This window comes from Rhodoblastus sp. 17X3, assembly GCF_030056575.1.
Taxonomy (GTDB): Bacteria; Pseudomonadota; Alphaproteobacteria; order Rhizobiales; family Beijerinckiaceae; genus Rhodoblastus.
The window spans coordinates 63,611-87,197 of the sequence record NZ_JASHHX010000008.1; the positions used below are offsets into that span (position 1 = coordinate 63,611).

22 protein-coding genes are annotated in these 23,587 nt (G+C 65.0%); 7 read left to right on the forward strand and 15 right to left on the reverse strand.

What is annotated here, in order from left to right; genetic code table 11:
* Positions 1-202: 202 nt before the first annotated feature.
* The 3 genes from purH to QM467_RS09670 all read right to left on the reverse strand — a co-directional run bounded on the left by purH (position 203) and on the right by QM467_RS09670 (position 5,219).
* Positions 203-1,792, reverse strand: a complete 1,590-nt coding sequence (gene purH / locus QM467_RS09660; protein WP_283366098.1) for a bifunctional phosphoribosylaminoimidazolecarboxamide formyltransferase/IMP cyclohydrolase — start codon at positions 1,790-1,792, stop codon at positions 203-205.
* Positions 1,793-1,969: 177 nt separating this feature from the next.
* The gene (locus QM467_RS09665) at positions 1,970-3,700 is read right to left on the reverse strand and encodes a heparinase II/III family protein (protein ID WP_283366099.1); all 1,731 of its coding nucleotides are present in this window, start codon (positions 3,698-3,700) and stop codon (positions 1,970-1,972) included.
* A 94-nt stretch (positions 3,701-3,794) separates the two neighbouring features.
* Complete coding sequence (locus QM467_RS09670; protein WP_446737758.1) at positions 3,795-5,219, reverse strand: RsmB/NOP family class I SAM-dependent RNA methyltransferase; 1,425 nt, start codon at positions 5,217-5,219, stop codon at positions 3,795-3,797.
* Between the two features lie 175 nt (positions 5,220-5,394).
* Between QM467_RS09670 and QM467_RS09675 the strand changes: the two genes are divergently transcribed.
* Positions 5,395-5,607: a DUF1674 domain-containing protein gene (locus QM467_RS09675; protein WP_283366100.1), complete on the forward strand. Its 213-nt coding sequence runs from the start codon at positions 5,395-5,397 to the stop codon at positions 5,605-5,607.
* A 3-nt stretch (positions 5,608-5,610) separates the two neighbouring features.
* Positions 5,611-6,519 (forward strand): tRNA glutamyl-Q(34) synthetase GluQRS, encoded by a 909-nt coding sequence (gene gluQRS, locus QM467_RS09680; protein WP_283366101.1) that lies wholly within the window; start codon positions 5,611-5,613, stop codon positions 6,517-6,519.
* A 77-nt stretch (positions 6,520-6,596) separates the two neighbouring features.
* Here gluQRS and QM467_RS09685 read toward each other — a convergent pair whose 3' ends face one another.
* The 3 genes from QM467_RS09685 to QM467_RS09695 form a co-directional block, all read right to left on the reverse strand.
* Complete coding sequence (locus tag QM467_RS09685; protein WP_283366102.1) at positions 6,597-7,127, reverse strand: L,D-transpeptidase; 531 nt, start codon at positions 7,125-7,127, stop codon at positions 6,597-6,599.
* Positions 7,128-7,346: 219 nt separating this feature from the next.
* Positions 7,347-9,284 (reverse strand): acetate--CoA ligase, encoded by a 1,938-nt coding sequence (gene acs, locus QM467_RS09690; RefSeq protein WP_283366103.1) that lies wholly within the window; start codon positions 9,282-9,284, stop codon positions 7,347-7,349.
* 266 nt (positions 9,285-9,550) lie between these two features.
* A complete protein-coding gene (locus tag QM467_RS09695; protein WP_283366104.1) occupies positions 9,551-10,195 on the reverse strand; it encodes an invasion associated locus B family protein in 645 nt (214 codons plus the stop codon).
* Between the two features lie 192 nt (positions 10,196-10,387).
* On the opposite strand from QM467_RS09695, the gene QM467_RS09700 reads away from it, so the two are divergent.
* From QM467_RS09700 to QM467_RS09715, 4 genes are all read left to right on the forward strand, one after another.
* Positions 10,388-11,368: an NADPH:quinone oxidoreductase family protein gene (locus QM467_RS09700; RefSeq protein ID WP_283366105.1), complete on the forward strand. Its 981-nt coding sequence runs from the start codon at positions 10,388-10,390 to the stop codon at positions 11,366-11,368.
* Positions 11,369-11,476: 108 nt separating this feature from the next.
* Positions 11,477-12,073 carry a LemA family protein gene (locus tag QM467_RS09705; protein ID WP_283366106.1) on the forward strand — a complete coding sequence of 199 codons (597 nt, stop codon included), beginning with the start codon at positions 11,477-11,479 and terminating at the stop codon, positions 12,071-12,073.
* Between the two features lie 55 nt (positions 12,074-12,128).
* Positions 12,129-13,022 (forward strand): TPM domain-containing protein, encoded by an 894-nt coding sequence (locus QM467_RS09710; RefSeq protein WP_283366107.1) that lies wholly within the window; start codon positions 12,129-12,131, stop codon positions 13,020-13,022.
* Complete coding sequence (locus QM467_RS09715; RefSeq protein ID WP_283366108.1) at positions 13,022-13,630, forward strand: TPM domain-containing protein; 609 nt, start codon at positions 13,022-13,024, stop codon at positions 13,628-13,630. The genes QM467_RS09710 and QM467_RS09715 overlap by 1 nt, the downstream gene beginning before the upstream one ends.
* Here QM467_RS09715 and QM467_RS09720 read toward each other — a convergent pair whose 3' ends face one another.
* The 9 genes from QM467_RS09720 to QM467_RS09760 form a co-directional block, all read right to left on the reverse strand.
* Positions 13,631-14,809, reverse strand: coding sequence for a lytic murein transglycosylase (locus QM467_RS09720; RefSeq protein WP_283366109.1), 1,179 nt, complete (start codon positions 14,807-14,809; stop codon positions 13,631-13,633).
* A 50-nt stretch (positions 14,810-14,859) separates the two neighbouring features.
* Entirely contained in the window at positions 14,860-15,465 is a 606-nt protein-coding gene (gene leuD / locus QM467_RS09725) for a 3-isopropylmalate dehydratase small subunit (protein WP_283366110.1), read from the reverse strand.
* A 72-nt stretch (positions 15,466-15,537) separates the two neighbouring features.
* A complete protein-coding gene (locus QM467_RS09730; protein ID WP_283366111.1) occupies positions 15,538-15,963 on the reverse strand; it encodes a metallopeptidase family protein in 426 nt (141 codons plus the stop codon).
* Positions 15,963-16,481 (reverse strand): OsmC family protein, encoded by a 519-nt coding sequence (locus tag QM467_RS09735; RefSeq protein WP_283366112.1) that lies wholly within the window; start codon positions 16,479-16,481, stop codon positions 15,963-15,965. The genes QM467_RS09730 and QM467_RS09735 overlap by 1 nt, the downstream gene beginning before the upstream one ends.
* Before the next feature lie 16 nt (positions 16,482-16,497).
* Complete coding sequence (gene leuC / locus QM467_RS09740) at positions 16,498-17,916, reverse strand: 3-isopropylmalate dehydratase large subunit (protein ID WP_283366113.1); 1,419 nt, start codon at positions 17,914-17,916, stop codon at positions 16,498-16,500.
* A 202-nt stretch (positions 17,917-18,118) separates the two neighbouring features.
* The gene (rplS, locus tag QM467_RS09745) at positions 18,119-18,520 is read right to left on the reverse strand and encodes a 50S ribosomal protein L19 (protein ID WP_283366114.1); all 402 of its coding nucleotides are present in this window, start codon (positions 18,518-18,520) and stop codon (positions 18,119-18,121) included.
* Between the two features lie 252 nt (positions 18,521-18,772).
* Positions 18,773-20,311 (reverse strand): heme biosynthesis protein HemY, encoded by a 1,539-nt coding sequence (locus tag QM467_RS09750; protein WP_283366115.1) that lies wholly within the window; start codon positions 20,309-20,311, stop codon positions 18,773-18,775.
* A 66-nt stretch (positions 20,312-20,377) separates the two neighbouring features.
* Positions 20,378-21,679 (reverse strand): hypothetical protein, encoded by a 1,302-nt coding sequence (locus QM467_RS09755; RefSeq protein ID WP_283366116.1) that lies wholly within the window; start codon positions 21,677-21,679, stop codon positions 20,378-20,380.
* A 77-nt stretch (positions 21,680-21,756) separates the two neighbouring features.
* Entirely contained in the window at positions 21,757-22,638 is an 882-nt protein-coding gene (locus tag QM467_RS09760; RefSeq protein ID WP_283366117.1) for an HpcH/HpaI aldolase/citrate lyase family protein, read from the reverse strand.
* A 200-nt stretch (positions 22,639-22,838) separates the two neighbouring features.
* On the opposite strand from QM467_RS09760, the gene QM467_RS09765 reads away from it, so the two are divergent.
* On the forward strand, positions 22,839-23,534 hold the full coding sequence (locus QM467_RS09765) for a carbonic anhydrase (RefSeq protein WP_283366118.1): 696 nt from the start codon (positions 22,839-22,841) through the stop codon (positions 23,532-23,534).
* The last annotated feature ends 53 nt before the right edge of the window (positions 23,535-23,587 follow it).

The following is a 23,587-nucleotide window of genomic DNA, read 5'->3' on the forward strand; positions in this document are numbered from 1 at the left end:
GGTCATGATCGTCGGCGCTCCAATCGGGCGCCGACGTTTTTTTGCGACTTATACCAAGACTTACAGGTGAGAATCTGTGAGTCTTGGTTAGGCGCGACTGCGCCCAATAGCCCGTCGCAAGACGGGCGTCTTGCGACGCCCTTTGGGCTTACGCGAGGGACTCCTTGACCACGACGAGTCGCGGTCAAGGAGAAGCGGTAAATTAGTGGCGGAAGTGGCGATAGCCGGTCATGACCATCGCCAGACCGGCCTCGTCGGCCGCCTTTATCACTTCATCGTCGCGCATCGAACCGCCGGGCTGGATGACGGCCGTCGCGCCCGCTTCCGCCGCGGCGAGCAGGCCGTCGGCGAAGGGGAAAAAGGCGTCGGAGGCGACCACCGAGCCCTTGGCCCAGCTCTCCGCCGCGCCGGCGGCTTTGGCGGCTTCGGCGGCTTTCCACGCTGCGATGCGCGAGGAATCGACGCGGCTCATCTGGCCAGCGCCGACGCCGACCGTCGCGCCGTTCCTGGCGTAGACGATGGCGTTTGACTTGACGTGCTTGGCGACGCGGAAAGCGAATTTGAGATCGGCCAGCTCCTGCGCCGTGGGCGCGCGCCTGGTCACGACCTTCAGTGGCATGTCGTCGACCACCGCGTTGTCGCGCGACTGGAACAGAAGGCCGCCCGCGACCGAACGGACGCCGAGGCCCGGCGCGCGCGGGTCCGGAAGGCCGCCGGTGAGCAGCAGGCGCAGGTTCTTCTTCCCCGCGACCAAAGCAATGGCCTCTTCATCGGCGTCGGGCGCGATGATGACTTCGGTGAAGATCTTGACGATTTCCGAAGCCGCCTCGGCGTCCAGCTTCCGGTTCAGCGCGACAATGCCGCCGAAGGCGGAGACGGGATCGCAGGCCTGGGCGCGGAGATAGGCCTCCATCAGCGTTGCGCCCTCGGCGACGCCGCAGGGATTGGAATGCTTGATGATCGCCACCGCCGCCGTGCGGGCGGGATCGAATTCCGCAACCAGTTCAAAGGCGGCGTCTGTGTCATTGACATTATTGTAGGAGAGCTGCTTGCCCTGCAGCTGGCGCGCGGAAGCGACGCCGAGGCGGTTCTCGCCGGTCAGATAAAAGCCGGCGTTCTGGTGGGGGTTTTCGCCATAACGCATCGGCTCGGACAATTTGCCGCCCACGGCCCGATATTCGGGGGCGTCGACGCCGATCGCCCGCGCGAGCCAGTTGGAGATCGTGGCGTCATAGGCCGCGGTGCGCGCATAGGCCTTCTGCGCGAGCTTTTTGCGCAGGGCGAGGTCCGCTCCGCCGCCATGCGCGTCCATGGCGGCCAGAATGACCTGATAATCCGCCACATCGACGACAACGGCGACGTCTTCGTGGTTCTTGGCGGCGGCGCGGATCATGGCCGGTCCGCCGATGTCGATATTCTCGATGGTTTCGTCCCAGTCGGCGCCCTTGGCGACCGTCGCCTCGAAGGGATAGAGATTGACGACTAGGAGGTCGATCGGGTCGATGCCATGCGCCAGCATGGCGGCTTCATGTTCGGGGTTTTCGCGGATCGCCAGCAGGCCGCCGTGAACCTTCGGATGTAGCGTCTTGACGCGTCCGTCCATCATTTCGGGAAAGCCGGTGACGTCGGACACGTCCACGACCGCGATTCCAGCGTCGGCGATGGCCTTGCGCGTGCCGCCCGTCGAAATCAGGGTGACGCCGCGCTGGCTCAACGCGCGCGCGAAATCGATCAGGCCGGTCTTGTCGGAAACGGAAAGCAGCGCACGTTTGATGGCGCGAATGTCTGACATGGGCTTACTCTTCAATGGCTCCGCCTCGGCGCCGGGCCGCGCGCGGCGAATCGGGAGCAGGTCTGCGGGCGCAATATCGGGTCGGGCGGCTTGCGGCTCTATGGCTTGCGCCGCGCTTAGCATGTTTCGCCGCGAACGAAAATGCGTCACGCGCCAGACAAAACAAGGAATTTTCTCTCAAACCCGCTCCAGTCGCGAATCGGCGCGTTGGAGCGTGAAGGACCAGTCGACCTCAGCGATATCGGCTGAGGCGCCATAAACGACGATCTGTTCGCAGGCGCGGGGCCCCTCCGGCGCAGCGAACAGGATGCTTTCTTCGATGACGAGCGGCAGCCCCCCGGCCTCGAAGGCCAGTTTCGCGCCGCCGGGCAGTTCCAGAAGCACGCCGGCTCCGTCGCGGATCTGCGTCAGCGTCGCCGCGGGGTGGATATGGAAACGGATGGCGTAATTGACATTCGACCGTTTCGACCCATCGGCCGCGATCAGGCGGTCCTTGCCCTGAAGGCGGCCGCCATCGGCCTGAAGCAGCCAGCGCCGTTCGTGAATGAAGCCGAAACGGCGCAGATAGCCGTCATGCGACGCCAGAACCATCGAGCCCTGGGCGCTGTCCTCGCGGATCGCCGGCACGCGTTCGGGGCCGAGCAGGATTTCGTCGTCGAACCATCGGGCGGTCCCGATCTGCGCGCTGAACAGGCAGGACGAGGAATCGTTCAAAGCCAGCGTCGAGTGAGCGGCGGTGAAGCGCGCGCTCGCCCGCAGCTTGGGGCGAGACGGGCCGGGATTGCCGCAATTGATGACGACCTTGTCCGCGCCCAGCGAGAATTCGAACGACAGGCAGCCGGCGTGAGCGTCGCGCGAGCTGAGCGGCGGCGGCGGGCGGCCGGCGTCGAGGATGACGAGCGCGTCCTGCGCCTCGAGCCGCTGGTAGCCGGAATATCTCGCGTTGAACACCGGCTGGTTCCGATTGTCCTCATAGGCCAGCGCGATGGCGATCCCGTCCGGGGCCGTGACGCCCATGCCATTGAACAAAGCGAGCGAACCATCGCCATGGCGAAACATGCGTAAGGCGGGCGTCATGCGATCGATGGCGTTGAGCAGATCCGGCGGCGGCGAAAGCCCGCGCGCCGCAAAAGCCTGGCGCAGCGGCAAGAGGTCGAACAGCAGGTCGAGCAGGGCTTGCGGGTTGCGGCCGACGGTCCCGCCGTCGGGCAGCACCTGCCGGTTCAACTGCTCGTTCAGAACGGCCACCGAGCGCTTCAACATCGACGCTCCGCCCTGGACGCACAAGGAATAGGCGGTCATGGCGACCGCCATCGTCAGTCGCGTTTCCCCCGCCAAGCCACTGTCGAACTGGCGTCTCAGCCGCCAGTAGCCGCAGGTCAAGACGCGAAGGACGCGGCGGTAATCGGGATAGTCGACGCCTTCCAGCAGCATCGGCGACTGGCTCAGCCAGGAGAGCGTGCGCCGCGCGACGACTTCGGGCTCCCAGGCCGGATGGGCGCGCGGCTTTCCCAGCAAGGCGAGAAATTCTTTCAGAAGCGATCGGGCGTTGGCGCGCGCCAATGCGGTGTCCGCCGCGCGCAAATGGCGCAGCCAGTTGAAGCCGTTCAACTCGCGCGACCAGTCCGCCGAAGGCGGAGGCAACGCGAAAGGTGACTGTCCGTGCGCGTTGACGATTTTTCCGCAGAAGGCGTAATAGCCGGCGTAAATGTCGGCCGCCACGGTTGGATCGCCAGTGCGGATATCCTGAGGCGCGATGAGAAGCCGTTCCGGCGGGCTGCAGCGCCATTCCTCGAAAGACAGAAAAGGCCATTTCGCGACGGAGCGCAGCTTCAGCGCGCCGCGGGCGATCGCCAGGCGGACGAGGCGAAGGCGTTCGGCGAGGGGCAGGGCGCGCGAAATCGTCAAAGGCGGTCCACACTCCGGTCGGCGGGTTCGGGACGCCGGTACGGCTACGCCGCCAGCTGCCTTCCGACTTTCGCCGATCGTGGTTAATGAACGCCTAACGCAAACGTCCCAGTCTCGCGATGAAGAATCCGTCGAGCCCCCTTTGGCGCGAGTCCTCATCCGGGAGCAGGCTGGGCAGCAGACGCAGCTCGCCTTCGGCGTTCGCGGCCTCCGCCGGCAGGCCATAAGCCGCCGGATCGATCGGGTCGCGGACCGCGTCCGGATTGCGCCTCAGCAGCGCGGCGATCTGCGCTTCGCCTTCCTCCGGCTCGAGCGAACAGACGCAATAAACCAGAATGCCGCCGGGCTTCAGCAGGCTGAAGGCGCGATCGAGGATCTTGGTCTGGATCGCGGCGAGCGCTGCGATGTCGCCGGGTTTTTTGGTCCAGAGCACGTCGGGAGAGCGGCGCGCGGTTCCGGTGGCGGAACAGGGGGCGTCGACCAGAATGGCGTCGAAGGGCTCGGCCTTGAAGGAAGCGGCGTCGCCGACGGAAATGGCCGCCTCGAGCTTGAGGCGGGCCAGATTGGCGGAAAGCGCCTTGAGGCGCTCGGCGGATCGGTCCAGCGCGGTCACGCGCGCGCCGGCGGCGGCGAGTTGGGCGGTCTTGCCGCCGGGCGCCGCGCATAGGTCGGCGACGCGCTGTCCAGGCTTGGCGTCGAGGATGCGCGCGGGCAAGGCCGCCGCCGCGTCCTGCACCCACCATTCGCCTTCCTCATAGCCGGGCAACTCGGGGATCGGCGCATGGCTTTCGAGGCGGATCGATCCGGTCGGCAGCAGCCGGCCGCCGAGCTTTTCGGCCCAGGCCGTGGCGTCCGCCTTGACGGTGAGGTCGAGCGTCGGCTCGTCCCCGAAGGCCGATGCGATCCCATGCGCCGCGTCTTCGCCATAGATGCGCCGCCACCGTGCGGCGAGCCAATGCGGAATGTCGTCGTCAAGAGGATCGGACTGTTCGAGAAATTCGTCGCGGCGTCGAATCAGGTTGCGCAGCACGCCATTGACCAGATTGGCGAAACCCGCGTTCTTCGGCTCCAGCCGCGTTGCTCGCACCGCCAGGTCGACGGCGGCGTGATCCGGCGTGTCGAGGAAGAGAATCTGCGCAGCGGCGGCGATCAGATTCCATTCCAGCATGCCGCAATTGCGCGGCAGGCCCTTTTCGACCAGCTGGCTGAGCGCGAGGCGGATCGTTCCGAGCCGCCGCAACGCGACCGTGACAATGGAGCGGGCGAGGCCGCGGTCGCGCGGGTCGAGACCGGCCAGCCGCGAAGGGGCGGCGTCGGACAGGAATCGTTCATCCAGCGTGTGTCCGCCCTGGACGATGTCGCAAAGGATCGCGGCGGCGGCGACGCGCGCGGCAAGGCCCGGATGGGCGAGCATGCTCTCGGGCGCCTGATCCGGCCGGGCGCCTTTCGCCCGCAGACCTTGCGTAGCTGTCCTGCCCTTGCCGGAGCGGCCGAAATTATTGCCGTTATTGGTGTTCATTCGCCCCGTGACCAGGTCGGAGTTGCGCGCAGGAAGGTTTCGATTATGAATCGGCCTGCTGGATTTTTACTATAGCGCCGCGCGCGCGGAAATGCGCGTCCGCGCCGGTTCGGACCTGCTGTTTTCGCTTCGGACCCGGTTCCATCGGCGGGCGCTAGGATTGGAAGGCTTGACCATGGCGGCGAAAGACAATGGCGGTCCCGGGGCCGGGGAGGCTGAAAAGCCGAAGGTTTTGAGCCCCGAGGCCCGGCGCGCCCTCGCGGAAGCGGAGGAGCGCCGCCGCAATGCGATTGAGGCGTCCCTGCCCCGCGAAATCAATGGCCCCAAAGGCCCCGAGCCGATTCGTTATGGCGACTGGGAGCGCAAGGGCATCGCGAGCGATTTCTGACTCATGGCGCAGGAGGACGCTCCGGACGGCAAGGCCGCGACTCAGCCCGTATTTCGCTTTGCGCCCTCCCCCAATGGCTATTTGCATCTGGGACACGCTTTTTCGGCGCTGCTCAATCTGAAATTGGCGAAGGCCCATCACGCTCGGATGCTCCTGCGCATTGAGGACATCGACCCCGAACGGTCGCGTCGGCACTTCGAAACCGCGCTGATGGAAGATCTGAACTGGCTCGGCTTCCATTGGGACGAGCCGCCGCGCCGCCAGTCCGAGCATCTGGCGGATTACGCCTCAGCCCTTGAGGGGCTGGTCGAACGGGGGCTGGCCTATCCCTGCTTTTGCTCGCGCTCCGATATCGCCCGCGCCTGCGCGGCAAAGACGGATTGGCCGCGCGATCCCGACGGCGCCTTTCTCTACCCGGGCGTCTGCCGCGCGCTTTCGCCGTCCGAACGGGGAGCGCGCATGGCGTCGGGCGCGCGTTTTTCCCTGCGCCTCGACATGGCGAAGGCGGTCGCGGCGATTCGGGGGCCTTTGACCTATCGGGAGTTTCACGAAGGCGAAGACGGCCTTGCCGTTATCGCGGCGCCGGAGCCTTGGGGCGACGTCCTTATCGGGCGGCGCGACGTGCCCGCTTCCTACCATATCGCCTGCGTCCTCGACGACGCCGCGCAGGGCGTGACCGATATCGTCCGGGGCGCCGACCTCGAAGCCGCGACCGGGCTGCACCGGTTGCTACAGGCGCTTCTGGGACTGCAAACGCCCAATTACCGGCATCATCGGCTGGTGACGGATGCCGAGGGCTGCAAACTTTCGAAGAGCAAGTCTTCGCCCTGTCTCCGCGATCTGCGCGCCCGAGGCGCGAGCCCGGCCGGGATCCGCGCCGAATTGGGGCGACTGATGAACGTCGAATTCTGACGATTCAAAAAAAACAGGCCCGGATCTCCCGCATTGCGCTGCGGGATCCGGGCCAGAACTTGCGAGGCGTCGTTCGATCAGGGCTGCATGACCACGGCCGTGCCAACATCGACGCGCTCATAGAGGTCGGAGACGTCCTCATTCAGCATGCGAATGCAGCCATAAGACGCGCGGGAGCCGATTGAGGCGCGCATGCTGCTGGTGGTGCCGTGGATCGCTATTTGATCGCGGTCGAGCACCATGGCGGCGACGCCCATCGGATTGCGCGGCGAGCCGCCCGGGATGAAATTGGGCAGTCTGGGATGGTCGGCCTTGACGATGGCCGGCGGCGCCCAGTCGGGATGAGAATATTTGCCTTGAATGCGGGCAGGCCCGAGCCATTCCTTGCCCGGCTTGGCGACGGCGACGGGGTATTGGATCGCGCGTCCATCGTCGAGGACCAGATAGAGTTTGCGCTGGCTCATGCTGATGACGATGGTGCCAGCGTCATATTGAGAATGGAACGAGACGAGATGGGTATTGGCGTTTGCGGCGCCTTGGGGCGTCGCGAGGCCAAGGAGCGTCGCGCCAAACAACGCAGCCGTTCGCAAGCTCTTGAACTGAGGCATCTATTTTCTCCGGCAGGCGGAATCATTCGACGAGGATCATTTTCCGCAAACTGCCTTTGAATCGCCTTAATAACTAGAGCATGGGCGCCACACTTCGTTGGAATGTCGCCGGACGAGGGAATTTGCTGCAATTGAAGTTATTAAAACTTTAATTGCTGAAAAGACGAAAGCCGGACGACATGCGCCCGGCTTCCATCAATTGCGATTTGCGACGAATGATCAGCCGCCGCGGTTCTGGATCAGGTCGTCCACCACAGTCGGATCGGCAAGGGTCGAGGTGTCGCCCAGCGAGCCGAATTCGTTCTCGGCGATCTTGCGCAGGATGCGGCGCATGATCTTGCCCGAACGGGTCTTCGGCAGGCCCGGAGCGAACTGAACGACGTCCGGCGACGCGATTGGGCCGATTTCCTTGCGGACCCAGGCGACCAGCTCCTTGCGCAGGGTCTCGGTCGGCTCGACGCCTTCCATCACGGTGACATAGGCGTAAATGCCCTGGCCCTTGAGGTCGTGCGGATAGCCGACGACAGCAGCTTCCGATACCGCCGGATGGGCGACGAGCGCGCTTTCGACTTCCGCCGTGCCCATACGGTGGCCGGACACGTTGATGACGTCGTCGACGCGGCCCGTGATCCAGTAATAGCCGTCCTCATCCCGGCGGCAGCCGTCGCCGGTGAAATATTTGCCCGGATAGGTCGAGAAATAGGTCTGCTGGAAGCGCTCGTGATCGCCATAGACGGTGCGCATCATGCCCGGCCAGGCGTCGGCGATGACAAGATTGCCCTCGCAGGCGCCTTCGATGATATTGCCCGAGGCGTCGACGATCTGCGGCTGGACGCCGAAGAACGGACGGGTCGCGGAGCCCGGCTTGAGCGCGGTGGCGCCCGGCAGCGGGGTGATCAGGATGCCGCCGGTCTCGGTCTGCCACCAGGTGTCGACGATCGGGCAGCGCTCTTCGCCGACGACGCGATAGTACCATTCCCAGGCTTCGGGGTTGATCGGCTCGCCGACCGAGCCGAGCAGGCGCAGGGTCTTGCGCGAGGTTTTCTTGACCGGCTCCTCGCCGGCGCCCATCAGCGAGCGGATGGCGGTCGGGGCGGTGTAGAAGATGTTGACGCCGTGCTTGTCCACCACGTCCCAGAAGCGGGAAATGGACGGATAGTTCGGGATGCCCTCGAACATCAGCGTGGTCGCGCCGTTGGCGAGCGGGCCATAGACGATATAGCTGTGGCCGGTCACCCAACCCACGTCGGCGGTGCACCAGTAAATGTCGCCGTCATGGTAGTCGAAGATGTACTGGTGCGTCATCGCCGCATAGACGAGATAGCCGCCGGTGCAATGCACAACGCCCTTGGGCGCGCCGGTCGAACCCGACGTATAGAGAATGAACAGCGGGTCTTCGGCGTTGATCTCGGTGGGGGGGCAGTCCGGCGAAGCCTTGGCGGTTTCTTCATGCCACCAGCAATCGCGGCCTTCCTTCCAGTCGATCTTGCCGCCGGTGCGCTTGACGACGATCTGGGTCTGGACAATGTCGCCGGTCTTGTCGATGGCGACATCCGAATTGGCCTTGAGCGGGACCTTGCGGCCGCCGCGCAGACCTTCGTCGGCCGTGATGACAACCTTGGACCTGGAGCCTTCGATGCGGCCGGCCAGCGAATCAGGCGAGAAGCCGCCAAAAATGATGGTGTGAATTGCGCCGATGCGGGCGCAGGCCAGCATGGCGTAGGCCGCCTCGGGGATCATCGGCAGGTAGATCGAGACGGTGTCGCCCTTGCCGACGCCCTTGGCCTTCAGCACATTGGCGAAGCGGCTGACTTCCTCATGCAGCTGCTTGTAGGTGATCTTCTTGGATTCGTCGGGGCTGTCGCCTTCCCAGATGATGGCGACCTGATCGCCGCGCGTGGCGAGGTGGCGGTCGATGCAGTTCATCGAAACATTGGTAGTGCCGTCTTCGAACCATTTGATCGACACGTTATGCGGATCGAAGGATGTATTCTTGACCTTGGTGAAAGGCTTGATCCAGTCGATGCGCTTGCCGTGCTCGGCCCAGAACCCCTCCGGGTCGGAAACTGAGCGAGCGTACATTTCCTTGTACTTCGCGTCATTGATGAACGCGTGGTTTTCCCACTCCGTCGGAACGGCGTAAACTTTCTCCGACATAGACTTCCTCCCGGACAAAAACCGACGCCGCTGCTTGCCTGCAGCGCGCGCCGTTCAATCGGGGGGCATTATGGCCCATCGGCCTGAAGCCTCACAAGCGTCGCGGCGTCACACTTTGGTCCTGCGACCTTGGGGGGAAGCGGGGCCGAAACGCCGTTTCAAGCCATAATTTTGGGCAGAACCAGGCAAAATGGCCGAGCGACGATAAGGGCCGAGCCCGTGGACGCGACCCGATTTGCGTCAGACGAGAGCTTCGCCGCGCGCCCTTACTGGCAATCCTTGCGGACCTTGTCCAGCGCCTGGCCGATGCCGGAGAGGGAATAGGTGTCGGTCGTGGCCTTGCCCTTGGTGGAGGTGGCCTTCACGATCAGCTTCGAGCCCTTTTTCATCGCGTCGATCAGCCGGCCTTCTTCCGCAGGGTTTTTGACCCAGGCGTTGGAGCCCTTCGCGATCAGGCTGAACGAGGCGTCGCCAATTTCCGCCGTCGCCTCGCCGCCATCCTTCATGGGAAAGCCCATGATGACCGAAATCTCGCTCTTCACATTTTCCGCTGGCCGGGTCGAAATGAAGACATAGGCGGAATCGCGCTTCACCGATGACGGCTCCCGGGTCTTCGGCTGCGCCAGGGCGTAGCAGGTCTTGGATTTGCCCTGGGTCGCATAGGCGCCCCATTCGCCGAAGGTCCCCAGCAGGGCGGCCTTCCCTGGCTCGGCAGTCTTTCCGCCTTTGGCGTCCTTGCCCTTCGCGTCCTTGCCCTTGGCCGCGTCTTGCGTCGCGGCGGCCTTGTCCGTCTTCGAATGGCTGGTTTTTTCCTTGGCCAGAACATTCGGCGCGGAGCCGACCATGCAGACGAGGGCCAAGGCGGCGCCGGCGAGAAGGTTGCGCGCGCGAAGAGGGGCGAAGGCTATCATGATGCGACCATGAAAGAGGTTGGCGGGAACGAATCAATTGATCGGATCATAGCGCCAATCATGTAAGCGCTGGAATCCGGCGGCGCTGGCTTTATGCGCTGAAACAGGCAAAAATCGGACCTGTGATCGGCTTGGACGAAACGGCGCCTTTGGCGTCGCCGGGCACCCTGCCTTGAAACGGAAAGAGATTCAATGATCGCCGCGCTTTGTGAAATTCATGGCCCGCCCGAGAGCCTCGTCCTGCGGGAATTGCCGGATCCGGCGCCGGGCCCGGGCGAAGTGCTGGTCGCCCCGAACCGGGTCGCCCTGAATTTCTTCGACACCCTGATCATCGAGAATAAATATCAGCTCAAGCCGGCGCTGCCCTTTTCGCCGGGCGGCGAATTTTGCGGAACGGTGCTCGCGCTTGGCGCCGGCGTGGACGGCTTCGCCATCGGCCAGCGCGTCGCGGGCTATTGTTCCTATGGCGCCGCGCGTTCGCGACTCGTCGCGCCGGCCTCGATCCTGACCTCGGTGCCCGACAATCTGAGCGACGATCAGGCGGCTGGCCTTTTCATCACCTATGGCACGTCGATGTATGGCTTGCGGCAAAGGGCCAATCTGCAGAAAGGCGAGACGCTCGCCGTTCTCGGCGCCTCGGGCGGAGTCGGATTGGCGGCGGTCGAAATCGGCGCCGCGATGGGCGCGCATGTCATCGCCTGCGCCTCCTCGCCCGAAAAGCTCGCCTTTGCGCAGCAATATGGCGCCCATGAGGGCCTCGATTATGCGCGCGACGACCTCAAGGAGGGCCTGAAGCAGCGCACCGGAGGCAAGGGCGTCGATTGCGTTTATGACGCCATCGGCGGCGCCTATAGCGAAGCCGCCTTGCGCGCCCTGGCCTGGAAGGGCCGCCTGCTCGTCGTCGGCTTCGCCGCCGGGGAAATCCCGAAAATCCCGCTCAATCTCGTCCTGCTCAAGGGCTGCGCCATCCTCGGCGTCTATTGGGGGGAATTCGTCAAGCGCGAGCCGCAGGCCCATCTCGAGAACATGGCCCAGATTTTCGACTGGACCGCGAAGGGACTCCTGTCCGCCCATGTCCATGCGGAGCTGCCGCTGCACGACATCGCCAAGGCGCTGACGATGCTCAAGGAACGCAAGGCGCAGGGCAAAATCGTCCTTTCCATCCCGCGATAAGGCTTTTTTGCTCTGGCCTCGCCGGAAAAGCCTGCCTAGATTACGCCCATCTCAGCCCCGGAACGTTTCCTGGCGCGCCGGGAGCCCGATGAATGAGGAAGAGCCGCCATGTCGTACTCGTCCCGCCTGCGCAATATCGTCGCTGTCGTCCTGATCGGACTGAGCCTCTCGGCTTGCGGCTACAACACCATTCCCACCGCCGAGGAAACCGCCAATGCGCGCTGGGCCGACGTCCAGAACAATTACCAGCGCCGCGCCGACCTGATCCCGAACCTCGTGGCGACGGTTCAGGGCTACGCCAAGCAGGAAAAGGACGTGCTGACCGCCGTCATCGAGGCGCGCGCCAAGGCGACGCAGGTTCATGTCGACGCTTCGCAGCTCACAGATCCCGACAAGATGAAGCAGTTTCAGGACGCCCAGAACCAGCTTTCCGGCGCCTTGGGCCGCCTGCTCGCGGTTAGCGAGAATTATCCCGATCTGAAGTCGAACCAGAACTTCCTGGCGCTGCAGTCGCAGCTCGAAGGCACGGAAAACCGCATCGCCGTGGCGCGGCGCGATTACATCGCCGCGGTCCGCGATTATAATCTGACGCTACAGACCTTCCCCAGCATGCTGTGGGCGATGACGGTCTTCCGCGGCAAGAAGCCGATGGCGAATTTCGCCGCTTCGGACAACGCGCAGACGCCCCCGGCCGTGAAATTCTGACCGATCGGCGGGGCGCGCCATGGCCGAGGCCCTAGAGCCGCGTGCGAAAAAGTGGATGCCGGTTTTTCGCGAAAACGCGGCGGAAACAGAGGAGTCCAGAGTTGACGGCGATTCCGTTGAATCGCCGTCAACTCTGGTTCGCAGCGCGCGGGCCGTCCACGCCGGCAGGCTTTGGCTGGCGGCGCTGGTTTGGCTGGCGCTCGCACTGGCCGCCGGCTCCCTTCGCGCGGAAGCGCTCGTCTTCCCGGACCTGACCGGCCATGTCGTCGATCAGGCGGGCCTGCTGTCCGTCGACGCCCGGCAAAGCCTCGAACAAAAGCTGGCCGATCTCGAGCAGAAGTCCGGCATCCAGTTCGTCGTCGCCACGGTCAATTCGTTGCAGGGCCAGGAAGTCGAGCCCTACGCCAATGAATTGTTCCGGCATTGGGCGTTGGGCGAAAAGACCAAGAACAATGGCGTGCTGCTTCTGGTCGCGCCGAAGGAAAAAAAGATCCGGATCGAAGTCGGCTATGGCCTCGAAGGCACGCTGACCGACGCCTTGTCGAAAATCGTCATCGTCAACGCCATCGCGCCGCGCTTCAAGACGGGCGATTTCGCCGGCGGCGTCACGCGTGGCGTCGACGACGTCATCACGATCCTGACGACCGATTCAAGCGAATGGACGAAAAAGCCGCATGTCCGTCCGGATCATCCCGAGACGGCTTTCGACGCCATTCTGCCTTTCCTGATCGTCGCTCTCGTCATTTTCATCATCTGGCGCAGCAGCGGAGGCGGCGGCGGGGGCGGCCGCGGTCGGCGCGGGGGCGGCGGTCCGTTCATCATTCTGCCGGGTCCCGGCTGGTCGGGCGGAGGCAGTTCTTCCGGCGGCCTCTCTGGCGGGGATTGGGGCGGCGGCTTTTCGGGCGGCGGCGGTTCGTCGGGCGGCGGCGGCGCCTCAGGAGACTGGTGATGCAGGGCCTTGCGGACGAAAACGCCATTATCGCGGCGGTGCGCGCCGCCGAAGCGCGCACCCGCGGTCAGATCGTCTGCGTGCTGGCGCGACGATCCAGCGATCCGGCGGCTTTCGTCGCGCTCTATGCGGCGGCGCTCGCTCTGATCGCGCCCTGGCCGATGCTCGAATGGACGCAGCTTTCGGCGCAGGTCGTTTTCGCCGTCCAGATCGCCGTTTTCGTCCTGTCCTTGCTGGTCCTGGGATGGACGCGGATTGGCGTCGCGCTGACGCCGCGCGCCGTGAAAAGACGTCAGGCCTATCGCGCCGCGCTGGAACAATTCTTCATACGGGGTGTGAGGCGGACGCCCTCCCGCGCCGGCGTGCTGATCTTTGTTTCGCTCGCCGAGCATTATGCCCGCATCGTCGCCGACGAGGGTTTTGACGGCAAGGTTTCGGAAGAGGAATGGCGCGTCGCCGTCGAGGAGATGACGGCTCGCCTGCACGAGGGGCAGATCACGGAGGGCTTCGTCGCCGCCATCGCGCGCTGCGGCGACCTGATGGCGCGCGAGGCGCCGCCCGACGGCGGCGGCAATGACCTGCCCGACGCCCTGGTGCGATTGAACTAGTTATTTTCCGGCGCGCAGCGCGGCGAGCAATTTCTTGCTGGCGCGGCCGTCGCGTTTCATGCCGACACGCTGCTGGTAATCGGCGATCGCCTCGCGGGTTTTCGTTCCCATCACGCCGTCGATCTTGCCGCCGATATCATAGCCGCGCTGCGACAGCAGCGACTGCACTTCGCGGCGTTCTACGCGCGGAATCCCGGGATCGTCGGTCGGCCAGGGCGTGACGACGCCGCCGCCGCCCTTCAGCCGGTCGGCCAGAATGCCGATCGCCAGGGCATAGGATTCGGCGGCGTTGTAGGAATAGAAGGCGTCGAAATTCCGCGACACCAGGAAAGCCGGGCCATGCGGCCCCGACGGCAGCAGCAGGCCATAGGCGCCCGATTCCGAAAGCGGCGAGCCGTCGATATGCGTCACGCCCTGCGCCGCCCAGAAGGAGGCCGGCTTCTTGCCGCTCCGACCGGAAGGGCCGCTGTAATTGCCGGGCAGCCGGACTTCAAAGCCCCAGCGCAGGCCGTCGACCCACCCCGCATGATGAAGGAAATTCGCCGTCGATCCCAGCGCGTCGGGCACGGAATTAATCACGTCGCGCTTGCCGTCGCCGTCGAGATCGACGGCGAGACGCAGGAAAGTCGACGGCATGAATTGGGTGTTGCCGAAGGCGCCCGCCCAGGAGCCGTTGAATTCCTCCAGCTTGACGTCGCCGTGATCGAGGATCTTCAGCGCCGCGATCAGCTCGCCGCGAAAATAGTCCGAGCGGCGGTTGGGCGTGCAGGCGAGGGTGGTCAGCGACTGGATGATCGGTCGTCCGCCGAAACTCTTGCCGAAATCGGATTCGACGCCCCAGACGGCGACGATCGCCGCAGCGTCGACGCCATAGCGATGCTGCGCTGCGAGCGCGGCCTGCCGATATTGCGAGAAACGCGCCTGGCCGTCGCGCACGCGCTCGTCATCGACGAGGCCGGCGATGTAGTCCCAGATCGGGGTGGTAAATTCCGGCTGGACGCCGAGAAAACTGACGGCGTCATTGGGCTCGAGCCCGTCGAGGGCGCGGGCGAGCGTCGCCTGCGAGACGCCGGCGGCGGCCGCCTGCGCCTTGACCTGCTGCTTGCATGAGCCAAAATCCGCGCGCGCGGTCTGACCGAGCGCGAGAACAAGCGAAAGCGCGAGAATCCCTGACTTCATGGCGTGAGCCTAACGTGATTCTCGAAAGCGCAGAACCGAAAAAGCGTTTTTCAGATCCAGGGCCGCTCAGCTGCCAGTTTGGTTTCGAAATCCGCGATTTTGGGCGCCTTGACGAGCGTGAGGCCGATATCGTCGAGACCTTCCAGCAGGCAATGCCGGCGGTGCGGATCGATGTCAAATTTCACGACGCCGCCGTCAGGGCCACGGATTTCCTGCGCTTCGAGATCAACCGTCAGCGTGGCGTTGGCGCCTCGGCTGGCGTCGTCCATCAGTTTGGCGAGATCTTCCTTCGACACCTTGATCGGCAGAATGCCGTTCTTGAAGCAGTTGTTATAGAAAATATCGGCGAAGCTGGTCGAAATGATCGCGCGAACGCCGAAGTCGAGCAGGGCCCAGGGCGCGTGCTCGCGCGAGGAGCCGCAGCCGAAATTGTCCTCGGCCACCAGGATCTCCGCCTTGCGATAGGCCGGCTTGTTCAGCACGAAATCCGGATTCTCCGAGCCGTCCTCGCGATAGCGCATTTCCGAAAACAGGCCCTTGCCAAGACCCGTGCGGGCGATGGTCTTCAGATATTGCTTCGGAATGATCATGTCCGTGTCGATATTGGTGATCGGCAGGGGCGCGGCGACGCCGGTCAATTTCGTGAATTTTTCCATGTCTCAAGCCTGAATTTGGCGCCGGATCGGCATTTTAAGGGTCATGTAGCAAAAGGCGGGCGTACGAGCAATTCAGTCGGCTTCCCGCTCGATGCGGTCCATGTCCGCATCGGACAGGCCGAAGTGATGGCCGATTTCATGCACCAGAACATGCCGGATCAGATCGCCCAGCGTGTCCTCGCCCTCGGCCCAGACGTCGAGAATGGGCCGGCGAAAGAGGTGGATCATGTTCGGGAACTGGCCGGTCTGGCTGGTTTCCGACTGGGCGAGGCCTTGGCCGCGAAACAGGCCGAGCAGCTCGAATTCCGACGACGCCTCGAATTCCTCGAGCACCTCGTCGTCGGGAAAATCCTCGACGCGAATGACGAGTCCTTCGCAGGCGCGCTGGAAGCGCTGCGGCAGGCGGCGGAAGGCTGCATCGGCCATCGTCTCGAAATCCTCCAGCGAGGGCGCGGCGCGCGAGGACCATTCCTGCGCCGGCGGTCTGACGCTGCCCATCAGGCCTCAGCTCCCCGCGCGACGGCCAGGACCAGTTTCGGCGGATGGGCCAGGGTCTGGAACACCACGCAATAGCGTTCGGTCAGTTTGGTCAGGGCGTCGATCCGTTCCTGCGGCTCGTCGGTATCGAGTTCGAAAAACAGCCGGATGTTGGTGAATCCAACCGGCGCGTCCTTGGCGATTCCGAGCGTGCCGCGAAAGTCGAGATCGCCTTCCGCGCGCACGGCCCCGCCCCTGAGCCGGAAATCGAGCGCCGTGGCCACGGCCTTGAGGGTCACGCCGGAACAGGCGACCAGCGCCTCCAGCAGCATGTCGCCGGAACAGGCCTGCAGGCCCGTTCCGCCCGTCGCCGGGTGAAGGCCGGCCTCAATCAGGGCGCGCGAGGTCGAAACCTTGCACGCGAGGCCCTCGCCGGAGAGATCGCCGCTCGCCTTCAGAGTGACGAAGGCGGCCTTGGCTTCCGCCTTGTATTTCTCCTTCAGCGGCGCCTGAAGGGCGCGAAGGTCATTTGCGTCCATCAGAGCGGCTCCCGGCTCATTTCAGCGTGCGAACGTCCACGAAATGGCCGGTCACCGCGGCCGCCGCCGCCATGGCGGGCGAGACGAGGTGAGTGCGGCCTTTAAAGCCCTGGCGGCCTTCGAAATTGCGGTTCGAGGTCGAGGCGCAGCGCTCGCCCGGCGCCAGACGATCCGGGTTCATGGCCAGACACATCGAGCAGCCCGGCTCGCGCCATTCGAAGCCGGCGGCGAGGAAGATCTTGTCGAGGCCCTCGGCTTCGGCCTGTTCCTTGACGAGACCCGAGCCCGGCACGACCATGGCGTTGACATGGGACGCCACCTTGCGGCCTTCGGCGATCTTGGCGGCGGCGCGCAGGTCTTCGATGCGGCCATTGGTGCAGGAGCCGATGAAGACGCGGTCGATCTTGATGTCGGCGGGCTTCTCGCCGCCCTTGAGGCCCATATAGTCGAGAGCGCGCTGGATTTTTGCGCGCTGGGCTTCGGTCTTCGCGGTCTCGACCGTGGGGACGACGCCATCAATCGTCATGACGTCTTCCGGGCTGGTGCCCCAGGTCATGACCGGCGGCAACGCGCCGGCGTCGAGTTCGATCACGGCGTCATAATGGGCGTCCGGGTCGCTCTTGAGCTGCTTCCAGTAATGCACGGCCTGCTCGAAAGCCTCGCCTTTCGGCGCCTTGGGGCGATCCTTGATATAAGCGAAGGTCTTTTCGTCGGGCGCGATCAGGCCGGCGCGGGCGCCCGCCTCGATCGACATGTTGCAAACCGTCATGCGGCCTTCGATCGACAGGGCTTCGATGGCTTCGCCGGCATATTCGATGACATAGCCGGTTCCGCCAGCGGTGCCGATCTTGCCGATGATCGCGAGCACGATGTCCTTGGCGGTGACGCCCTCGCCGAGCTTGCCATTGACCTTGACCAGCATGTTCCTGGCCTTGGCCTGGATCAGGGTCTGGGTCGCGAGGACATGCTCGACTTCAGACGTGCCGATGCCATGGGCCAGCGCGCCGAAGGCGCCGTGCGTCGATGTGTGGCTGTCGCCGCAAACGATGGTCGCGCCGGGCAGCGTGAAGCCCTGCTCGGGGCCGATGATGTGGACCACGCCCTGGCGATGGTCATGCTCATTGAAATATTCGACGCCGAAATCGCGGGCGTTGATGGCCAGCTGCTCGACTTGCGCCCGGCTCTCGGGATCTTCGATCGGCTTGGAGCGATCGGTGGTCGGAACGTTGTGATCGACGACGGCCAGCGTCTTTTCCGGCGCATGCACCGTGCGCTTGGCCAGCCGCAAGCCCTCGAAGGCCTGAGGGCTGGTCACTTCATGGATCAGATGGCGGTCGATATAGATCAGGGCGGTGCCGTCGGGCTGAATGTCGACGACATGGTCGTCCCAGATCTTGTCATAAAGGGTGCGCGGCTTGCCCGTGGTCTCAACCATGTCCTTCATCCCTGTCGCGGTCTTCCGTCCTGACGTCGCCTCGGCTCAACGCCGCCGGCCCGTTCGTCATTGACGAGATAGAATTTTTCGCGTCCCCGGCAAGACCCGAAGCATGGCCGAGGCCGCGAAAATGCTTCAAATGCGAAAAGGCCGGCGCAGCGGCCAGCCTTCGCGAAAAGTCAGAGCTGACCCCGATAGGAGATCACTCGGCTTTGCCAGCCTTGGCCTTGGCCTTCGCCTTGAGGTCGGTGCGCTCCGCAATGCGGGCCGACTTGCCGCGCCGGTCGCGGAGGTAATAGAGCTTGGCGCGGCGGACCTTGCCGCGACGCACGACCTTGATCGAATCGATCAGCGGGCCATAGACGGGGAAGACGCGCTCGACGCCTTCGCCATAGGAAATCTTGCGGACGGTGAAGCTCTCGTTGAGGCCGCCGCCGTTGCGGGCGATCACGACGCCTTCATAGGCCTGAACGCGGCTGCGCTCGCCTTCCTTCACCTTGACGTTGACGATCACCGTATCGCCGGGACCAAATTCGGGAATGGTCTTTTCGGCGGAAAGCCGGGCGAGCTGCTCGGCTTCGAGCTGTTCAATGATATTGGCCATTTTGGACTCCGTTTCGCCTTGCGGCGAGCGTTTCGGAACGCTGTTTTCAATTGGCGCCGCCGTCGCCCTGGGGAGATCGGCAGTGCTGTTGGCCGCGCCAATGGATGGAAATCGGCGCAGAGGCGGCGCTATACAAAGTTTTCCGCGCCTTGTCGAGCGTTAGAGCATTTTCGAGCGAAGTGGATGCCGGTTCGCGTGAAGAACCGAAGGTCCGCGAAGCGAATAAGCGCCAAAGCCGTAGCTAAAAGACGTTCAATAAAGCCGGGTTTCGGCCTCCTGCTTTTTCGGCCCCGGGTCGTCGGGCGGCGTCGGCAGCGGGAAGATCACCGGCTGCGACGAAAACGTTTTGCGCGCGGCAGTCCTGGCAGGTTCCGCAGCTGCCGTTTCCTGCACAGGCTCCGGCTCCGATACGGTCGCGGGGGGCGTTTCAGCCGGGGGCAGGACCTCGGGGGCGGGCTCGGCTTCGAGCGCGGGCGGCTCATAGGCGGGCGGCGGCTCTTCGACCGGGCCGGTCAAAGCCTCCTTGGGCTGCATCCACCGATAGGCGTCGAGCTTGCCGGTGAGCGGGGAAACCGGCGCCCATTGTTTCGACCAATGGCCGTCGGCGACCCAGACCGCGTCGCGCGGCGCGCGCGAGCCGCGCGAAAGCCATTCGCGCACCAGACCCTGCGCATTGTGCTCGCGCTCTTCCAGTTCGGCCATGATCAGGCACATGCGCGCGGTCGGGCGCTCGCCGCTGGCGATCAGCGGCGCCATGGCCTCGCGCGCCCGGACGAAATCGCGCGCGCCCAAAGCCGCCGCCGCGATCATCATCGCGCTTTCCGGATCATTGGGCGCGAATTTGGCCAGGGTCTTCGCCCGGGCCAGCCGCTCGGTCGAGGAATCTCCCTGCCGCATATCGACATAGGCCCGGGCCAGATCGGGATGCGGGGCCTTGGCGTAAGCGGCTTCGATCAGTTTGGACGCCGCGCGGAAATCGCCGCGCCGCGACAGAAGACGCGCCAGCAAGGCGGTCGCAGGCACGAGATCCGGCGCTTTTTTCACTGCGGCGCGCAGCAGCTTGATGGCGCGCTCCGGCTCCATCATCTCGCATTCCATCGCCTGCGCCGTGTCCAGAACGGCTTTCTGGCGATTGGCCGCCTCCGGTTCGATGACCTTCGCCCGGAGGTTTTGGGAGACGCAAAGCCGCGCCGCCTCCCAGTCGTTCTGCGCGGTGTAACGGTCGAGCAAGGCTTGGCCCGACCACGCCAGCGGCGCGATATTCTGCGCCTCCAGCGCAATCTGATGCGCGCGGTCGTGATCCCCTTGCCGCAAGGATTCCGCGTGGAGGCCGCGCAGGCCGAGCAATTTGGTCTCGGGCCGCTCGGTCATGGCCCGGAAGGCGCGCTCCGCCCCGGCGCGGTCGCCGCCGAGTTGCGCCGCCTGGGCTTCCAGCAGCAGGGTCAGGGGTTCATGAGGGACGAGCTTTTTCGCATCCAGGCTCGCCTTCCTGGCCTTGCGGACGTCGCCCACGCCCGCCGCGACAATGCCGCGCGCCAGAGCCTCGTGGCCCCGGGCGCGCTTGCGGGCGCGGGCGGTGAACGAGACAAGGCTCGGCAAGTTGAGGACAAAGCGGATCACGCTCCAGAGCAGGATCGCGCCAAGCGCGACGGCGCCGAGCCCGACGAGAGGCGAGGTGTCGACATGATAGCCGAACCATGTCAGCGACAGCGATCCGGGCTGCTCGATGAGAATGCCCAGCCCCAGCGCGACGACGCCGATCACGAACAGAAAAACCAGAATGCGGAACATCGGCTTTACTCGAATGGGGGAATGGCGGCGGCGTGGCGGACCCGCCGCCGCGCCGGGAAGGAAGCTTCAGCTTTTGGTCTTGGTCAAATTCTGCAAGGCGTCCGTGAGTTCCGCCCGTGCGGCCGTCTCCGCGTCGAGCCTGGTCTGGACGAGGCGCGCCCAATCGGCGGAAACCGCGAGCGCGGGAGCCGGCAATTGCTGGCGGTCGGCGAGCGCGGCCGCCAGATCGCCGGAGCGCAATTCCTTCTCGATCTTTTCGATCTGGAGGGCGGTGGCGTCCTTGTCGGGCGCCCCGGCGGGGCGGATGCGCACGAGTTTGCGCGCCTGGGCCTGGAGATAAGCCAGGACGGACTCGCGTGCGCCCTGCGGCGTCGCGGAGTCTTCCGCCGGCCTGGCAGGCGCGACGGCGGCGGCGATTTTTGGCGCCAGCGCAGTGAACTCCGTCGTCAGCCGGCTGAGCGTCGGGGCGGAAAGGCCGGCGCGCAGACGCGCCAGACGCGCGGGATCGCCGCCGAAATTCTGCAAGGCCGCGAGTTGCGCCGAATAGTCGTCGCCCTGGCGAAGCGCGGTCTGCAGGCTTTGCGCCACGACCAGCCGCGCCGCCGCTTCGCCAGCGTTGCCGGGGCCTGCTTCGCGCGTCGAGAGCGTGGCGCGCGCGCTGTCTTTCGGTGCAGCCAATTGACCTTCCACGGTCTGGAGCCGCTGCGTGAGGCGTTCGACCGCCGCCTGCGCTGCTGCGAGCTTGGCGGCCATATCGGCGACAGCTTTATCGGCTTCAGGAGATGCAGCGTCTGGAGCGGTCTCAGCGGCCTTGCTCTCAGTCGGCTTGATCTCCGCCTGTTTCGACGCCTCGGCGACTGGCGCGGGGGCGGCTTCCGGCATCTTCGCCGCCGCTTCGCGCGGTGGTGGTTCGGGCGCCGCGACGGGCGGAATGATCCTTTCGGCGGCGGGCGGCGTCAGTGCGATCCGCGCGGGCGGGGCGGGAGGCGTCGCGACATAGGCGTCCCAAAGATAATAGGCGCCGCCGCCAAGCGCGACCGCGCCGATCAGCAGAGCGACCGGCCGGAGCGCGCCGCCCCTGCGCGGCGAATCATCCGTCGCCGGATGACCCGCTTCCGCCTTCGCTTCGCCGCGGGATTCCGCTTTGCGATCATGGTCGGGATCGGATTCGAGTTCGGCGGAGGCCGCCGAATCCCTGGTTTCGGATGGGTCCGGCTTATGCTCGGCCGTGGGGTTGAAAGCTTCGCCTTCAATCACCGGCGGGACGTGATGTTCCCCGAAAGCGGAGCCTGACGGGGCGTCAGAACTGCTCCGGGGCCTGGAGTCGGCTTCGCTTGTTTCGGTCTTGCCGCCGTTTTGGTCGCTCATCCCACGCCCCTCTGTTTTGCGCGCCATTATATCCGGCGTGCGCGCCGAGGAAACCCGCAATTGGCCGGGGGCGCCTGTCAGGCGCTGGCGGCGATCGCGTCGGCGATGGCGACCGTGCGGCGCGCCATGTCGGCGTGGAGCCGCTCCACCATCTTGCCGTCGATCTGCAGCGCGCCCTTGGAGGCGTTCTCGGGCAGGTCGAACACCCCGATGATCTTGCGCGCGAAGGCGACTTCGGCCTCGGATGGCGCGAAGACCTCGTTGCAGATCGCCACTTGGTTGGGGTGGATGAGGGTCTTGCCGTCCATTCCGAAGTCGCGGCCCTGCTCGCATTCCGCGCGGAAGCCGGCTTCGTTGGAGAAGTCGTTATAGACGCCGTCGACGATTTCCACATCGTGCGCCCTGGCGGCCGCGACGCAGATCGACAGATAGGCCAGCATGGACGGGCGTCCCGCGGTCAGGCGGGCGCGGGTCTCCTTGGCGATGTCATTGGTGCCCATGACCAGGACCGCGAGCCGCGAATGGGGATCGAGCGCGGTGCGCACGATCGAATCGGCGTTGAGGATGGCGGTCGGCGTCTCCATCATCGCCCAGAGCCGGGTATGGTCCGGGGCGCCGGCGTCGCGCAGGGCCTTTGCGGTGACCATGATGTCGCCGGGCGAGGAAACCTTCGGGATGAGAATGGCGTCGGGTCCGGCCTTGGCGGCGGCGACGAGATCGTCCTCGCCCCAGGGCGTCGCGGCGCCATTGATGCGGATTACGACTTCGCGGCGTCCGAATCCGCCGGCCTTGACGGCGGCGGCGACCTGGTTGCGCGCCAGCTCCTTGGCGTCGGGCGCGACGGCGTCCTCGAGGTCGAGAATCAGGGCGTCGGCGGCGATCGTCTTGGCCTTTTCCAGCGCGCGCGCGTTCGAGCCGGGCATATAGAGGACGCTGCGGCGGGGACGAAGGCTGGACATGGCGGCTCCATTGTTGAACTGTTTTCGCAGGGCACAATAATGAAGGCGCGAGCTTCACGCCATTGTCATTTTGCTGTTTTGGTTTCCCGGCGGAGCTCTCGCGGACAGGTTCGACAAAGGCAAGGTTGCTCTTGCTGCCGCAATGCGGCAAAACTTCGCCTCAGGGTCGGCTCGCGCCGAGGCGCCGGTATGAGGATCGAATGGGCGAAGCGAATTTTCCGAAGCGGCTGGCCGAGGGCTACGAGAATTTTCTGAACGGGCGATTTCCGCGCGAGCGCGAGCGATTCGAGGATCTCGCCAAACGCGGGCAGAGCCCGGAAATCCTCCTGATCGGCTGTTGCGATTCCCGCGTCTCGCCGGAACTGATCTTCGACGCCGGGCCGGGCGAAATGTTCGTGGTCCGCAATGTCGCCAATCTGGTGCCGCCTTATCAGCCCAATGACGATTATCACGGCACGTCGGCGGCGATCGAATTCGCGGTGATGGGCCTCAAGGTCAAGCACATCGTCATCATGGGCCACGCCCAATGCGGCGGCGTGAAGGCCTTCGCCGAATTGCAGAGCGATCCCTACATGCGTCCGCTCGCGCCGGGCGATTTCATCGGGGGCTGGATCAAGCTGCTCGCCCCGGCGGCGGAAAAGATCGGAAAGCCGGCAGAACCGCTGCAGCAATGGTCGGAGCGGCTGGCCTGGGAATCGATCAAGCAGAGCATCGCCAACCTGCGCAGCTTTCCCTATATCGCCACTTTGGAGCAGCGTGGCTGGCTGAGCTTGCACGGCGCCTATTTCGGCGTGAAGGGGGGAGAGCTGATGGCGCTGGACGAAAGCGCCGGCACGTTCCATCAGGTCGCGGAGGAGGCGCATCACGAAGCGCTTGGCAAGACGCCGCGATTTTAAGGGCGCAGCCACAAAAAGAAAACGCCGGGTTTCCCCGGCGTTTCGCGTTTCAG